Origin of the sequence: Salinicola sp. CPA57 (assembly GCF_003206035.1) — a bacterium.
Classification (GTDB): Bacteria; Pseudomonadota; Gammaproteobacteria; order Pseudomonadales; family Halomonadaceae; genus Salinicola; species Salinicola socius.
Genome location: NZ_PZJR01000025.1, coordinates 1 through 15,667, shown reverse-complemented (window position 1 = coordinate 15,667; position 15,667 = coordinate 1). Strand labels below are relative to the sequence as shown.

Annotated in this window: 11 protein-coding genes and 1 pseudogene; 7 read left to right on the top strand and 5 right to left on the bottom strand. The window is 61.5% G+C overall.

The features are described from left to right. Positions 1–98 precede the first annotated feature (98 nt). Positions 99–1,460, bottom strand: a complete 1,362-nt coding sequence (locus DOM36_RS19620) for a maltoporin (protein ID WP_075571615.1) — start codon at positions 1,458–1,460, stop codon at positions 99–101. A gap of 1,125 nt (positions 1,461–2,585) precedes the next feature. Between DOM36_RS19620 and DOM36_RS19615 the strand changes: the two genes are divergently transcribed. From DOM36_RS19615 to DOM36_RS19605, 3 genes are all read left to right on the top strand, one after another. Further along, a complete protein-coding gene (locus DOM36_RS19615) occupies positions 2,586–3,281 on the top strand; it encodes a VIT family protein (protein WP_075571616.1) in 696 nt (231 codons plus the stop codon). Between the two features lie 216 nt (positions 3,282–3,497). Continuing rightward, on the top strand, positions 3,498–4,361 hold the full coding sequence (locus DOM36_RS19610; protein ID WP_110644131.1) for an SDR family oxidoreductase: 864 nt from the start codon (positions 3,498–3,500) through the stop codon (positions 4,359–4,361). A gap of 132 nt (positions 4,362–4,493) precedes the next feature. Further along, positions 4,494–5,756: an AGE family epimerase/isomerase gene (locus DOM36_RS19605; RefSeq protein ID WP_075571618.1), complete on the top strand. Its 1,263-nt coding sequence runs from the start codon at positions 4,494–4,496 to the stop codon at positions 5,754–5,756. Between the two features lie 171 nt (positions 5,757–5,927). Here the strand turns inward: DOM36_RS19605 and DOM36_RS19600 are convergent, their stop codons facing one another. Then, entirely contained in the window at positions 5,928–7,124 is a 1,197-nt protein-coding gene (locus DOM36_RS19600; RefSeq protein WP_110644130.1) for a GGDEF domain-containing protein, read from the bottom strand. A 281-nt stretch (positions 7,125–7,405) separates the two neighbouring features. Here DOM36_RS19600 and DOM36_RS19595 point away from each other — a divergent pair, with 281 nt between their 5' ends. Then, complete coding sequence (locus DOM36_RS19595; protein WP_198651344.1) at positions 7,406–9,553, top strand: TonB-dependent siderophore receptor; 2,148 nt, start codon at positions 7,406–7,408, stop codon at positions 9,551–9,553. A gap of 72 nt (positions 9,554–9,625) precedes the next feature. After that, on the top strand, positions 9,626–10,459 hold the full coding sequence (locus tag DOM36_RS19590) for an ABC transporter substrate-binding protein (protein WP_157958702.1): 834 nt from the start codon (positions 9,626–9,628) through the stop codon (positions 10,457–10,459). 124 nt (positions 10,460–10,583) lie between these two features. Here the strand turns inward: DOM36_RS19590 and DOM36_RS19585 are convergent, their stop codons facing one another. The 3 genes from DOM36_RS19585 to DOM36_RS19575 form a co-directional block, all read right to left on the bottom strand. Further along, positions 10,584–12,713, bottom strand: coding sequence for a TonB-dependent siderophore receptor (locus DOM36_RS19585; RefSeq protein WP_075571624.1), 2,130 nt, complete (start codon positions 12,711–12,713; stop codon positions 10,584–10,586). Positions 12,714–12,874: 161 nt separating this feature from the next. After that, complete coding sequence (locus DOM36_RS19580) at positions 12,875–13,162, bottom strand: DUF4235 domain-containing protein (RefSeq protein WP_110644144.1); 288 nt, start codon at positions 13,160–13,162, stop codon at positions 12,875–12,877. 111 nt (positions 13,163–13,273) lie between these two features. Further along, entirely contained in the window at positions 13,274–14,203 is a 930-nt protein-coding gene (locus DOM36_RS19575; protein WP_110644128.1) for a hypothetical protein, read from the bottom strand. 448 nt (positions 14,204–14,651) lie between these two features. Here DOM36_RS19575 and DOM36_RS20620 point away from each other — a divergent pair. Then, positions 14,652–15,020, top strand: a pseudogene (locus tag DOM36_RS20620) (contractile injection system protein, VgrG/Pvc8 family); the annotation flags it as partial. Beyond that, positions 14,969–15,667, top strand: a 699-nt coding sequence (locus tag DOM36_RS19570; RefSeq protein ID WP_280952818.1) for a phage late control D family protein, incomplete at its 3' end; no start/stop codon positions are given. The pseudogene DOM36_RS20620 and the gene DOM36_RS19570, both read left to right, overlap by 52 nt.

The window sequence follows — 15,667 nt, the reverse complement described above, 5'->3', positions numbered from 1 at the left end:
TCGGTAACTCCTGCTGGAGACGAAAACGGCTCCGGAGCGGCAAGCCTCCGGAGCCCAAGGGATCGAAACAGCGCGAGCGTGGATCTCGCGGTCGGGGCTCAGCTACCCCACCACACCTCCATCTGGGCGCCGAACGTCAGCCCGTTGTTGTCGTCGATGTCGACGTTGTTGGGGCCGGCACCGGTATCGAGCGAGTTGGCGTTACGGGCATCGGTGTAGGCGTCGCCGTTCCACTGCGCGTAAGTGGCGAACAGACGGATGGTCGGGCGAATCATGGCGCCACGTCCCGCCGACCACTGTTGGGCGAGGGTCAGTTTGGTCAGGTGGTGATCGCCACTATCGTAGCCACTGACGCCGCCTTGCGGCTCGATACGGTCGTAGCCCAGCTCGACCGCCGTGCTCATGATGTCGCTCCAGTAGTAGACCGGGCGGACACCGGCGGAAAACCACTTGCGACCAGTGTTGTCGTCCATGTCCTTATCCTCGTAGACGAGGGCGTAGAGCATGTCGAGCTGGTCAGGCACCAGCCAGATCTGACCGTGATCGAGCGCGCGCCACATGCTGCCTTCCTGACGAAGCGCGCCGGTGCCGCGTCCGACAGCGTTGCCGTCACGAGTGATGATGCCGTCGGTGGCGTACTGAACCGCGAAGGTATTGCTGCCGCCGAACCAGCCACTTTGGGTGTGCTCGATGGTCCCCATCCAGCCCTTGTCACCCTCGTCGTAATCGACATCCTGATCGTCGTAGTAGTCCTTCTGCCATTCGGACAGCGACGAGCGGCCGTAGTCGACACCCAGCTCCAGCGTGCCGCCGGGATTGACGGGAATGTCGCTCCAGCGTGCATCGAGCGTATCGTCCGAGATCTGCTGGCCTGAATCGGGGAACAGGCCATCGCCATCGTCGTTACCTTCGCTGCGGGTCCAGGCAAAACTCAGATTACCGGTGCCGACGTCGATATCCGAAATCCCGACCCCGGGACCCGAGACGTCCCAGTAGTAGAAGTCGTTCATATGGATGTCATGGCGCTGGTAGAAACGCTTGCCCGCCCACAGCGTGGCACCGGGCAATCCGCCGACGACGTTGTTGCCGGAGACATACATCTCCCGCAGGGAAATATTGTTGTCGTCGTCCTTGAGCGATTCGTCGTCGTTGTCCTGCGCGGTGACATAGGCTACCCGGCTGGCGAAGTCGAAAGAGGTGTCCTGCTGTTGATACAGCTGCGCCCCGAGCCCGATCTCTGCATAGGTCTCGCATTCGTTGCCCAGGCGGTATTTTGCAGGAGCGCCCGCCGACTTGAAGCAGGTCTGGCTGCCGCCTCCCGAGGTCGAGCCGATGCCGGATCGAGCGTAACCGAAGAACTCGGGGTTGATATCGGCGTGAGCCAGGGCCGGCACGACGCAGGAGGCGCCGATGACGGCGGCGAGGAATGGCCGGCGTAGCACGTTGTGTGAGGCAATCATTATTGGTGTCCCTCGTGGTCTTGTCGTTGATTGCTGTTGTTGGTCGCTTTCGTCAATCGTTGTTGCCAATGACGGTTGTCAATGACTGTTGCTGTCGTCGGCAGCCGGATGAAACCTGCGGCTGCGCAAGGCGCCCTGGAAAAATTCGCAACCGACGTGTCAGGGACACGCGCGTGGCGCTGCCAAAGCGTCGTGCTCGGTGGGCTCATATCAGGCTTGATAGCAAGAAAGACATGAGCCGATACGTCTTTCAGAAATTGTCGGTAGCCCCGCCTGCATTCCCTTCTGCATGGCTCGGCGAGAATCTTTCTGCCGTTACCCAAGGCTCGCTTCGACGGAAATGGTCTCGCCAGGGACGTTATGTCTGTCGCTTATTCGCTGGTGTAAATGTCGGCAGGCATCCTGTGAACATCGAGACCGAAAGCGTCGATACAGGATTTCACCAGGTTCGCCTTTCGCTGCGATCCATCAGCTTCCTTTTTAGTCCGTCGCAGCCTCTCTTTTCGTTATTGTGACTCCCTGAGCTGAGCGCCATTATTTCTATTACTTCGTAAACTTTCATTGTAACCATGGTCTATAAAGACAAAGGTCTAAACTAACTCTTTGAGATTTTGACATTCTCTTTTTAATAACAATGGCTTGTGTGTGTCTGGAAAAGATTGTAATCGACATCTTACATACCAAAGTATTAAATGTTACCAATCGCTGATTGTGATAGACGGGCGCTCGCTGCGTCGTAAAATGAGGTGTTTCGGCAGGATGGATACGTCTATGACGAAATAAATGGACCCTTTGAGAATGAGGAAGTTGGCACTATTGCTAGAAGGTCATCGACCTCGTTGTCGAAATTGCCGGGTAATGGTTGAAAGGTTGCAGGATGAAAGGATCGAGCCGTGGGGTCCGAGTTCGCGTGGGAGGAGTTCGTCGTTCTAGGGCGTTTTGTGAAGGTCGGCGTTGATATCGGACAGTGGATAGGGTGATTCGGCAAGGGTCGCCGTTGGACGAATTCCCCGAATGTGCCGGCTTGGCCTAGGATGACAGGGTAAAGCGCGATACTTATCGACCTGCATCCAGTCGGCGATCAACGGAAATTCCATGAAATCGGACCTGCGACATGAGCCGGGTATGTCCATACCCAAGGAAATGCATTACTCGGATCGCGTGGGCTGGTTGCGCGCAGCGGTGCTGGGAGCCAACGACGGTATCGTCTCCACCGCGAGCCTGATCATCGGCATGGCGACGGCGGGGGCGACGTTGGCGGGAGTGCTGACCGCCGGTGCGGCCGGTGCGGTTGCCGGGGCGATGTCGATGGCAGCGGGTGAGTATGTCTCCGTCAGTTCGCAAAAGGACACCGAGCACGCCGATCTGGCGCGCGAGCGGCGCGAACTGGCCGCGAACTACGAGTTCGAGACCCGCGAGCTGGCGGAAATCTACGAGGCGCGGGGGCTCTCCTCCCCGTTGGCGCAGGAAGTCGCCGAAAAACTGATGCATCACGACGCGCTGGCCGCGCACGCGCGAGACGAGCTCGGCTTCAGTGACGTCAGCGAAGCTCGCCCCCTGCAGGCAGCGATCGCCTCGGCACTGACGTTTCTTGCGGGGGCGGCGTTGCCGCTCATTGCCGCGCTGGGGGCTTCCCGACAGAGTCTCGCGGTGGTGGTTGCCCTGGGGTCGCTGGTGGCGCTCGGTCTGCTGGGCGTGCTGTCGGCCAGAGTGGGCGGGTCTCGCATCTCGGTGGCCGTCGTTCGGATCATCGTTTGGGGTGTGCTGGCCATGGGCGCGACGGCCGGAGTGGGCTGGCTGTTCGGCGTCTCCAGTGCCTGATCGGGTTTGCCGGCGCGTCATCGGTCAACTACAAATTAGGGCCAGGCGTAGGAAATCTACACATATTCAGCGGGATTCCAGGGCGGGTTCTGCCAGTTGGCTGACACGATTCAGTGGGTTGCCCCAGGTTCAGCCTGGTCAACCCTGTTTCCCCAGGCTCAGCCTGTCCATCCAGAGCCAACCTGCCTACCTAGGTTCAGACAAGGAGCGTCCAAGATGGTCAAGAAGACCGAGATCCATGCACAGCAGCAGTCACTACCCGGCAAGGAAGGTCTGATGCAGCCGCCGGCGGAATTCATTCGGCCGGGCTATCGAGGCAGCGGCAAGCTGGAGGACAAGATTGCGTTGATCACCGGCGCCGACAGCGGTATCGGCCGCTCTGCGGCGATCCACTTCGCCCGGGAGGGCGCCGATGTCGCGGTCATGTATCTCAGTGAGGACGAGGACGCCAAGGAAACGCAGCGGCTGGTCGAAGCAGAAGGGCGGCGTTGCCTGCTGATCGCGGGTGACATTCGCGACGCCGCGTTCTGCCGCTCCGCGCTTGCACAGGTCGTCGACACTTTCGGCGGGCTCAACATTCTCGTCAATAACGCCGGCACCCAGCAGGTATGTACCGATCTCACCGATCTTGACGACAGCCAGTGGGAACGGACCTTTGCCACCAACATCCACGGCATGTTCTATCTGACCAAAGCGGCATTGCCGTATCTGGGTGAAGATGATTCGATCATCAACACCGCGTCGGTCAATGCGTATATCGGGCCCGATTTCCTGATCGACTACACCGCCACCAAGGGGGCGATCGTCAGTTTCACGCGGGCGCTCTCCAATCAGGTGGTGGCTCGCGGAATCCGGGTCAACACCGTTGCGCCCGGCCCGGTATGGACGCCGCTGCAGCCGGCGACATTGGGCGCCCACGATCCGCAGATGCTGGAAGATTTCGGATCCGACACGCCGATGGGGCGGGCCGCTCAGCCTTCGGAACTGGGGCCGTGCTACGTCTTTCTGGCCTCGCTGGATTCTTCCTTCATCAGCGGGCAGACGCTGCATCCCAACGGCGGCATGATCGTCAACGGTTGAGGCAGCATCGAGGATCGCACGATTCATCGAACAGAGAACGAACCGCCGAAGATCGCTATCGTCACCTCGCTCGGGCATCGCCAAGGGTCTTCGAGCACCAACAGCAATTCTCGGGCCAAGGAGGCCCCGAACATGCCAGGTACGACTTCCAATCTGCCGCCCCGGCAGGAGAGCTGGCTCGACCGGCCGGCGCATCACCACTGGCTGGAGTGCGAGGGGCAGCGCCTGCTGGCGTTCTATCGCGCCTCGCGTCATGCCGAATGCGGTTTCGCCGCACTGGACGAAGACGGCCGGCTGCCGGCGGATGCCAACCCCGACACCATGATCACCGCCCGCATGACCCACTGCTTTGCGTTGGCCGCCATGCGCGGCGAGCCCGGCATGGCACCGCTGGTGGCGCATGGCGTTGCGGCGCTGAAGGGCGATCTGCGAGATGCCGAGCACGGTGGCTGGTACGGCGCACGGCCGAAGACGGGGGAAACGCAAACCAAGCAAGCCTACATTCACGCCTTCGTCGCGCTGGCGGCGGCCAGTGCCTGGCAGGCCGGCGACGAGAACGCCAAGCCGCTGCTCGACGACATCATCGCGGTGATCGAAACGCGGTTCTGGGCGGAAGACGAAGGGCGCATGCGCGAGGGTTTCTCCCGCGACTGGGGCAAGGAGGAAGCGTATCGCGGCGGCAACAGCAACATGCACGCGACCGAAGCCTTCCTGCAGCTGGCCGACGTTCTCGACGAGCCGAAGTGGCGGGCACGTGCGCTCTCCATCGTCGACAAGATCATTCACGCTCATGCCCGACCCAACGACTACCGCGTCGTCGAACACTTCGACAGCGAGTGGAACGAGTGGCGCGATTACAACCAGGAGACGCCCAAGGATCAGTTTCGACCCTATGGCGCAACGCCGGGTCATGCCTTCGAATGGTCGCGGCTGATGCTGCATCTCGAAGGCGGGCTGATGCGTCACGGCGAAGAGACACCGGCCTGGCTGCTGGAAGATGCCCAGGGGCTCTTTCGCAGCGCGACGGAGCTTGCGTGGAACGTCGACGGCGAACCGGGACTGGTTTACACCCACGACTGGGAAAATCAGCCGGTGGTCCACGAACGCATGCACTGGACGCTCGCCGAAGCCGCCGCTACCGCAGCCGCGCTGCTCAAGCGCACCGGCGATGCCGCTTACGAGACCTGGTACCGCCGTTTCTGGGATTACATCGATCGTTTTCTGATCGATCGCGAGCGCGGCAGCTGGTGGCAGGAACTCGACCGCCACAACAACCCTTCCAGCGAAGTGTGGAGCGGCAAGGCGGATCTCTACCACGCCTATCAGGCAACGCTGCTGCCGCGCCTGCCGTTGTCTCCGACCATGGCGCGAGCGATCGCCGACGGGGCGCTGTGAGGCCTGTCTGGCGGTAGAGACCTGTCCTCGAACCTCTCCAGGAGATCTGTCCTCGAGACGAGACCTCGAAGGACAAGGCCTCGAAGGATAAGGCCTCTGGCAAACGTGCCGGTCGTCATTGCGACGACCGGCACGTTTTTTTGAGCAGCTTGTCGAGCCGGCACTGCCTGCCTAGCCGGTCGATTCGATACCGCAAGCCGTGACCGCGCGGCGCTGTTCCGGTTCGGTCAGGTCGAGTACGCGCAGCCGGTCTCGACCGCTCCGCTTGACCTCGTAGAGCGCGATATCGCCACGATCGATCAACGCGGTGAGATCACTCGGCTGGTCGAACAGGGTCGCGCCAATGCTCAATGTCACTGCGTCCGGCGTGTCGAAGGTTCGCGAAGCGTGGTCATGGAAGCGAGCGCGAAGTTCATCGCCAAGCCGGGTGACGCTTTCCGAGGGCGCATCGTCCAGCAGAATCGCGAACTCGTCTCCTCCCAGGCGCGCCGTCAGCGCATTGTCGGGGCACACGTGGCGCATCAATTCGCTCAATGTCACCAGCAATCGGTCCCCGGCGGCATGGCCGTAGAGGTCGTTGACGAGCTTGAAGTTGTCGACGTCGATCAGCAGTAGCGCCCCGTCGCCGTGTTGCGAGACCCGCTCCAGATATCGTGGTGCCCGCGCCTCGAACGCCCGCCGGTTGAACAGGGCGGTGAGCGGATCTCGCTCGGCCAGATGCTCGATCTGTCGCTCGCGTCGATATCGCACCGTCCCGGTCATCGACAGCGCGATCAGCAGAATCGCCATGACGCCCTCGACCAGCGAGACCCGAATCACCATGCCGCGGTAGACGACGAGGTCGATCAGCTCACCGGGAACAAGCGTCAGTGCCACCTTGGCGAGATAGAAGATCCCGTGGACGAGCAGGGTGTAATGCAGCTGACGCGTGCCTAGCGTGGCCACGTCCGGTGGCAGGCGCAGCAGCAGACTCGCTCTCAGCGAGAGCAGAGCGACCAGCAGCGAATTGACGATCAGATAGATCTTTGCCGACGTCGGCCCATCCGGCAGCACGAGCAGGGCACACCAGACGGCGATGATCAACCACCACGCGCGTGGCAGACGTGCCCCGACGAAGCGCGCGACACCCGCCAGAAACATCCAGTGGGCGAATACCAGCAGGCCGTTGGCGAACCACACGCCGATCATGAAATAGCCGCTGGCGCGCAGCAGCGCGAGCGAGCATCCCACCGTGATCGAGGCAAAGCCGGTAGACCAGTAGAGCAGCGAGGCGTCTCGGGTGCTGCGCCACTCCAGCAGCAGGTAGAGCGCGGCGGCAGCGGCGATGGCAATGGTCAGTGTCAGTATCGTGGGAGGGTCGAACGCCATGTTCGGATCGATCCATTTGAGTATCGGCGGCAGCGGCCTTTTTCGTCATGGCCAACGCCTTCAAGCGCTCGCCAGCCAGCACCCATGCGCGAACGTGTCGGGATGGCGTCGGTCATTCAAGCGTTATCGACCTCACGAGTCACGTTCTGAAGTCAGCTGGAATCAATGCAAATGCGAATATTTATCATAATCGTTGACACTTACGCGCCAGGTTTTCACAATTCTCCACCGAATACCGACCAATAAACTCGGCGCGCCCGACGCGTCATCAAGGGAACACAATGAAATTGTCGTCATGGGCTTCGAGCCAGGCTTGCAGCCCGGTCTCGTCCGACACCCGCTGGCTATGCCGTCGCACGCTGTCGCTGGCATTGCTCTCCTCGGGTTCGATGCTGCTGGCATCGTCGGCGTGGGCACAATCCAGCGCTGATGCCGCCAAGCTGGACACGGTCACGGTCGAAGCGGCCGCCATTGCCGATAGCGCTGTCGGCCCCGACTCGACGATCGTTGCCGAGCGCACCGCGACCGGATCCAAGACCGATACCGATCTTCTCGATCTTTCCAGCTCCGTGTCGGTGGTGACCGAAGAGGAGATGCGTACCCGCAACGTCCAGAATCTCGAGCAGGCGCTCTCCTACACGGCGGGCGTGACGGTCGATCAGTACGCGTCCGATGATCGCTACGACTACTTCATGATCCGCGGCTTCAACGCCACGTCGCTGGGAACCTACCGCGATGGGATGTCGCGCCGGACGGTCAACTTCACCGGTGGCAAGCTCGAACCCTACGGCCTTCAGCGAATCGATGTCCTCAAGGGATCGACCTCCACGCTGTTTGGACTGAATGCGCCCGGCGGCATGGTCAATGCGATCACCAAGCGCCCTCTGGACTACGAATTCGGCGAGATCTACACCACGCTCGGCAACGAACATACCGAAACCGGTGCGGATTTCGGCGGCCCCATCGATCAGGCGGGCAAGTGGAGCTATCGCGTCACGACCAAGTGGCAGGATGCGGAACTCAGCGCCGACCATACCCAGGATGACCGCTTCTACTTCGCCCCGGCGGTGACCTACAAGCCCAACGATGCGACGTCGTTGACGCTGCTGGCGGACTTCAACAAGCGCGACACCAATGCCGCCCACTCCATTCCGCGCGGCTCGGGCATCGATCCGGACACCTTCCTCGGCGAGCCGGGCTACAACGACATGGACAGGATCGAGCGCAACATCGGCTACCTGTTCGAGCACCAGTTCGGCAGCGGCCTGACTTTTCGTCAGAACGCGCGCTACACCCACATGGATCTCGACTACAACCACGTCTACCTCAGCGATCCCGATCCCGCCAATGGCCGTACGGCCTTCGTGGTCGACGGCGAGCGCGATCAATACACGATCGACAACCAGCTCCAGTACGACACCGATATCGATAGCGTCGGCAGCCGTACGTTGGCCGGCTTCGATTACACCCATGATGACGTGCACGAGACGAGTCTCTATGGCACTGCCGGCGGGATCGATATCTACGACCCGCAATACTGCGGCGAGGCGTGTGTCGATCTGGCCAGGCAGCCGGACTTTCGACAGAAGCAGGCTTCCCAAGGATTCTATCTGCAGCAGGAGCTGACATTCGCGGAGCGCTGGATCCTGACGCTGGGCGGGCGCTACGACGACGTCAACACACAGACTGCCGATGACGAGGCCGACGACTACGCCTTCACCAAGCGTGTCGGGCTGACCTACAAGGCACTGGATGACCTGTCGCTCTACACGAATTACGCCGAATCGTTCCAGCCGCCGACGAGTCGCAATCTGGTGTCGGGGAGTGCCGATCCTCAGGAGGGCGAGCAGTATGAAGTCGGCATGAAGTATCGCCCGGCCAATACCAACGCGCTGTTCACGCTGGCGGTCTTCGATCTGACCCAGACCAACGTCGCTTCGCAAGTAGGCGAGAATCTTTACCGTCAGATCGGCAAGGTCAATGTCCGTGGCATCGAGCTGGAGAGCAAGCTGGCGCTGAGCGATCGGCTCAATCTGACTGCCGCCTATTCCTACTGGGATTCGGAGATCGAAGAGGATGGCCTGGCTGGCAACCAGGGCAATCGCCCCTCGCTCGTGCCCGAGCATATCGCCTCGGTATGGGCGGACTACACGATTGCCGGCAACATGAATCGAGGGGACGTTACCCTGGGGCTGGGCACGCGCTTCGTCGGTGGCACCTATATCGACGACGCCAATAGCGAGAAGACCAGCTCCTATACGCTGGTCGATGCCGTGGCGAGCTATGCGCTGACGCCGAGCCTCGATCTTGCAGTCAATGCCACCAACCTGTTCGATCGCGAATACGTCTCCTACATCGACACGTTCAGCAACAGCAGCTACTACGGCGATGGCCGCTCGGTGCTGACCACGCTGCGATACCACTGGTAAATGTCGTTTCCTCAACGTTCTCGGCGGCCGCTCGGCCGCCGAAGCCGCTTTTCACTGGCCATGACTCTGGTGATGGCGACCGTACCCTGGCTACCGGCGCTCGTGACCGATGCCCACGCCACACCGCGTATCGCCGCCACCAACTGGAGTGTCGCCGAGACGTTGATCGCGCTGGGCGTCACGCCCTATGCCGTCGCGGACATCCCCAACTACAACGACTGGGTCCAGTCACCGGCGATCCCGCCTGAGACGTTCGACATGGGGCTTCGCGATCAGCCCAATCTCGAATTGCTTGCGCAGAAGCCGCCGGATCTGCTGATCAGCAGTGCGTTGTTCTCCCGCGACAATGCGCGTCTGGATCGCATGACGTCGGTACGCCTTATCGACAACTTCTCCTCCGGCCAGCCGTATTACCAGGCGACGCTGGCGATGACGCGGGAAATTGCGAAGGTGTCGGGGACCTCGGATCGGGCCGAGGCGCTGATTGCCCGCACCGACCGGATTCTGGCCTCGGCGGCACAAGCGTTGGAAAGCGTCGATGCACCGGTCTACATCGTCCAGTTCAGCGACGCTCAGCACGTGCGCGTTTTCGGTAACGGCGGCATGGTAGAGACGCTCACCGGCAACACGCCGCTCGAGAACGCCTGGACCGGGCCCACCAACGCCTGGGGGTTTGCCAGCATTTCCATCGATCGCCTCGCCGAGCGACCGGATGCGTACATCGTGATCATCAAGCCGCTTCCCCGCGCTGTTGGCGGCGAGCTTTCCGACAATCGCATCTGGCAGCACTTGCCGGCGGTTCGCGAAGGGCGTGTCAGCGAAATCGAACCGGTGTGGATATTCGGTGGTCTGCTCTCGCTGCAGCGTCTGACCGAATCCGTGGTTGGAGCGCTCGGGCCACACTAGGTCATCGTCGTACAGCTCCCTCGCTGTCGCTAAAGATCGGTACGACGAGGGATAAGAGAGCGGTATCGACAGACACCCCGAGCGGCCGGGGCCGCTCGGGTGGCGCCACACGCCATCACCGGGGTTACCAGTGATAGCTCACTTTCGCGCGGATCTCGCGACCCGGGTTGTAGTAGTTGGCCGTGCCGGAGCCGACGACGTGCTGCTCGTCGAAGAGGTTGCTGACGTTGACCGTGAAGTCGGTGTTCCGGACGATCCGGTAGTCGAACGCGGCATCGATCAGTGTCGCCGAATCGCTCTTCGACGTATTGGCGGCGTCGAAGTAGTAGCCATCGGTATAGCGGGCGCCGAGGCCGACGCTCATCTTCTCGCCCGGCAGCGTGTAGTAGCCCCACAGCATGGCGGTGTGTTTCGGAGCGATGGCGAAGTCGTTGCCTTCGATCGATGCGCCACTGTTGAGCGTGCCGCTCAGCACTTCCGTATCCAGGTAGGAGTAGCCACCGACGATGCTCAGGCTGTCGGTCAGCTCGGCCTTGGCTTCGAGATCGAGCCCGCGCGCGCGGGATTCACCCACGGTCTGCTGATCGATGGCACCATTGTCCTGCACCACGGCGATGGTCACGTCGTCTCTTTCCAGGTTGTAGACTGCTGCCGAAAACTGGGCCTTCATGCCGTCGGGCGAGTACTTCAGGCCAACCTCCTGCTGCTTGCCGCGCTCCGGGGTGACGCCGATGGTGGGCGGCGCGACCGACTCCACGTAACTGATGTAGGTGGAGAGCTCATCGCTGACGATATAGGTCAGCGCGCCGCGAACGGTGGTCTCCGAGAAATCGTCGCTGTCATCGAAAGCGGTGCCGTAGGATTCGCCTTCGCTCGAGAGATCCATCGAGTCGTTGCGCACCCCGGCGCTGACGACGAAGCGATCGTAGAAGGAGAGATTCTGCGTCAGGAAGACCGAGCGAGTTCGGTAATCCTGGTTTTCGTAACGGTAGGGTGTGAGGTTATCGGGGCCGCCGCTGTAGACCGGATTGGCGATATCGATGGACGCTGCATCGCCGTAGATGGATTGAGTATCGGTCGAGGCATCACGGTACTCGACGCCGCCCAGGGTGCTGCTGTCGATATCGCCGAAGCTGGCATCGTACTGCAGGATCGTGTTGCCGATGAATTCGTGCGCGTCGGTATCGGTGCCGAAGTAGTCACGATCCAGTAGCGTACCGGTACGTGCCGCGGAATCGGTGATATAGACGTACTGAAAGTCGTCTTCGAGATCGCTGTAGCGGACGTTGGCGCGCAGCGTCAGGCCGTTTTCGAAATCGTGGATCAACTGGCCGGTGACGCTGGTGCGGTCGACCTCATGGTCGTTGAAATCGGGTTCGCCGAAGAAATCGTCCCGGTCGTACTCCCGGTCGAGCGGATAGCCGCCGCTATTGGGCGTGTCATCGCGACTGAGATAGTCGACGATCAGCGTCGCTGAGGTCTGATCCGTCGGTTCCCAGGTCAGGCCACCCATCAGCAGCCCGTTGTCGTTCTTCGAGTGGTCGTACTCGCGATCGCTGTCCTGAATCTTGCCGGTGAAACGGTAGGCGAGCGTCTGGTCCGAATCCAGGACATCACCGACATCGATGCCGGCTTCCTTGTGATCGAATGAACCGTAGGAGAGGAAGCCGTTGCCGAAGCGCTCGAAGCGCGGTCGCTTGCTGACGAAATTGACCGAGCCGCCCGGATCGGCTGGCCCGAACAGTGTGGAATTCGCACCGCGCAGCACTTCGATGCGCTCGTAGGCGTAAGGATCTTCACGCACGCCGCGCATGGAGCCCAGCGTCATGCCGTCGCGATAGGTCGTTGCCTGAAAGCCGCGAATCTGGAAGTAGTCGTTACGGTCGTCGGTGCCGTAATAATCGGTGACGACACCGGGAGTGTATTGCAGCACTTCTTCGGTGGTCTGTGCACCGCGCTGCTCGATCTCCTGCTGGGTGATCACCGAGACGGAGGCGGGCGTGTCCTGAATGCTCGTGGCGACTTTGCCGCCAACCCATAGCTCGCGGGCGACGACGGTATCGGCGTCGTCATCGGGCGCTGCCTGAGCGTTGACGATAACGGGAGAGAGTCGGTACGCCCCGTCGTCTGTCTGCTGCGCGCACCCGATGGCGGGAATGGCGAATAGTACGGAGCCGCAGAGAAGCGCCGTGGTGGTCTGGTGCCACCAAGGCGGGTTCCCGCGGCTCACGATCGTGCGATTGCGACCGCTCATCGTGATGATCCCCAAAAGTAAATGATCCCTTCTTATAGGCCCGCGGTTTTTTTAATGGCGGGCTCGGGGATTATCCTTAGAGATCTTCGTGCAATCAATAATATTTCTCAGTTAGATTCGCGTTCATGAATGACGTACGTGCCCGCTGTCGGGGCACGCCTTCAATCTTCGATGCGCGAGAGCAGGCGTCGGCCGCGGCGAGTCCGGCGGGCGCGTCGTAGACCGCTGGCGGCCACTTTCCAGCCCAGAATACGAGCCACGCCCACCGCGACACCGGAAGCGGCGCCCCACAGGAGTGCTTCGCGCCAGCGCACGTCGGGGTCGTCCGGATTGACCGGCGGCTCGAAGGCGTGACGGCGGGTGGTGTGCTTGAGGGCCTGTCGCGTCGCCACGCCCGAGAGAATCGCCGTGGAAGTGCCGATTATTGTCCAGAGCGTATGGGGTTTCATGCTGGCCTCCTTGCCGAATTCGGGGCTCTCAGCATGGTCGATGATGAGCCAGGCTGCCAAGTGGATGTCATTGGTGTTCGCCGACACGCCTTGTCCGGCTCGCAATGCGCTTCAGGTCTGCGGCCCGCTCGGTACGCTGACGCGACGCCGGGACCATTGCCACAGGGTCCAGTGAACCAGGAGCGGCCAGCGGGCCTGCATGAACTCGAGAAAGCGCTGCCGCCACAGGTTGGTCAGCGATTTGCTCAACCCCAATCGCTCTCCGATCTCCGTATCGTGATAACCCACCACGAGAAGGCGCAGGTATTCGGGCCACAGCTCCATGTGCTGGATATGCGAAAGCGGCGTTTCGGTCAGGTTGTTGTAGCGGCGCTCACAGCCATGGCATTGATACTCCGTGGCGCGCCGGCTGGTCAGCACCTGGGTCGAGGAAGAGCCGCAGTAGGGACAGTGCCTGTCGGTCAGGACGGCGAGCTCGGTAAGTGTTGCGACACACGCTTCCAAGGCCCTCTCGGCTTCATCGGTCAGCTCGGAAATATGCGTGGACTGATGATCCTCCCACCACCGATGCAATTGGGTGTCGTAGTCGGCCATCGCCGCCATGAAGGCCCGGCTCCAGGTCATGGAAGCCTTGTTGCTGATACCCAGGAAGGCTGCGATCAGCTCTTGCGAGAACCCCTGGAACCGATAACTCATCCAGGGTTTCCACTTCTCTTCCGAGCGCAGCAGGCGAAGTGGAGTCCCGCTGAGGATATTGAATCGCTTGTTGCAGTCCCGGCAGTAATAGCCATCGCGCCTTGACCCATGCGTGCCAGCGGGTGTGGCCAAGGCGATCGAGCGGCTCGCGCAGGCCGGGCATTCGTGAGGGGCACTGGTGGGTAACGTGGCGAGATAGGACAGAAAGCCCCGGGCAGCGGGACGCAACGCCTCCGGCAGCAGCTCCAGCGACGGTCGCGCGAGCAGAAAGTCGATGGTTTCGACATGCCTTCGCGTCGGGGGGATATTGAAGGTCGAGAAAGTCTGCGGGATGGCAGGCGCCATACAGTGATATCTCTTATCGAGACGACGTGTGAACGACTCGACCTGGATTAGGCGATGGCGCAGTCATGGAGTCAACACCGAATGATATCGGGCCATGTCGATCTGCCTCGACTCGTCAGTCTTCAAATGACCCCGACTCGTCGAGAGAGCCGTCAATTCATCAAAAATCTTAGTCATCAATGGCAATTCTCTTACAAACCTTTTTAATGATCTGCATTATCCTACCGAAAGGTATCTTTGACGGTCATCGCCCAGCTCTGTGTGAAAAATCGACGAGCGATGGCCAGACAAGGCAAAAATCGTCGAAAAAGTGGAGTTTACGCGGGTAAATGAGCATTTTGAGTCGATTTTTAACGCCGTATGGGTGAGCGCAGGCATTTGTCGGACAGAGCGTAGCCGGTTGCCCAGGCCACACTAATTACCTGAGTCCCGTCATCAGGAAGAGAACATGCTCAACGACCTTCTCGACACCTTCGACATCGACCTGTCGCAGTCCCAGCGGCTGCTGACCCTCGACATCGCCGGCACCGCCTTCGTGCCCCATCGGCTGGTGGGCGAGGAGCGCGTCAGCGAGCCTTTCACCTACACCCTGGACTGCATCTCCCAGCAGGGCGACATCGAGCTCAAGACGCTGATGGCCCAGCCGGCCCGGCTCTCGATTCTGCAGGCCGACGGCAGCTACCGCCCGCTGCACGGGCTGGTCAGCGAAGCCGCATTGCTGGGCGAGGATGGCGGCGTCACCTACTACCAGCTCACCCTGGTGCCGTGGCTGGCGATGCTGAAGCTCGGCCGCGACAGCCGGATCTTCCAGGATCGCAGCGTCGTCGATGTCCTCACCGCCGTGTTCGACGGCCACGAACTGGCCAAGGNNGCGATGACAACGACGGCGCTGACGGCGCCGCCGAGGGTGAGCGTCGGACCGTCGATGGCCACCGACTGGTCATTACCGACGACGTCGATACCACCCAGCCGGTCAGCCCCCAGGCGATCCGCTTCCACCGCCAGGATGCCACCGAGACGGAAGACGCGCTGACCCAGTGGGGCGGCTCGCGAAGCCAGCAGCCCACCCGCGTCAGCGTCGGCACTTTCGACTACAAGCAGCCGTCACTGACCAAGCGCACCGGCCTCGATACCCTCAGCGATCAGGGCAACCTGCCGCAGAGCGAGGTCTACGACTACGCCGGCGAGTACTACTACCACGGCTACGAGCGCGGCGAACGCCTCACCGAGAACCGGCTGGAAGCGCATGAATCCCTGGCCAAGCGCTTTCGCGGCAGCGGTGGCGCGCGTCAGCTCCAGGCCGGGCGCTGGTTCGAGCTCACCCAGCACCCGCTACACGACTTAGGGGGTGAGGAAGAGCGTCAGTTCCTGCTGCTCGGCGTGACCGTCCACGCCGAAAACGCCCTGCCGGTCTCGGCCCAGCTCCAGGCGCTGCCGGGTAGCCTGCAGCCCCAGCTCGACGCC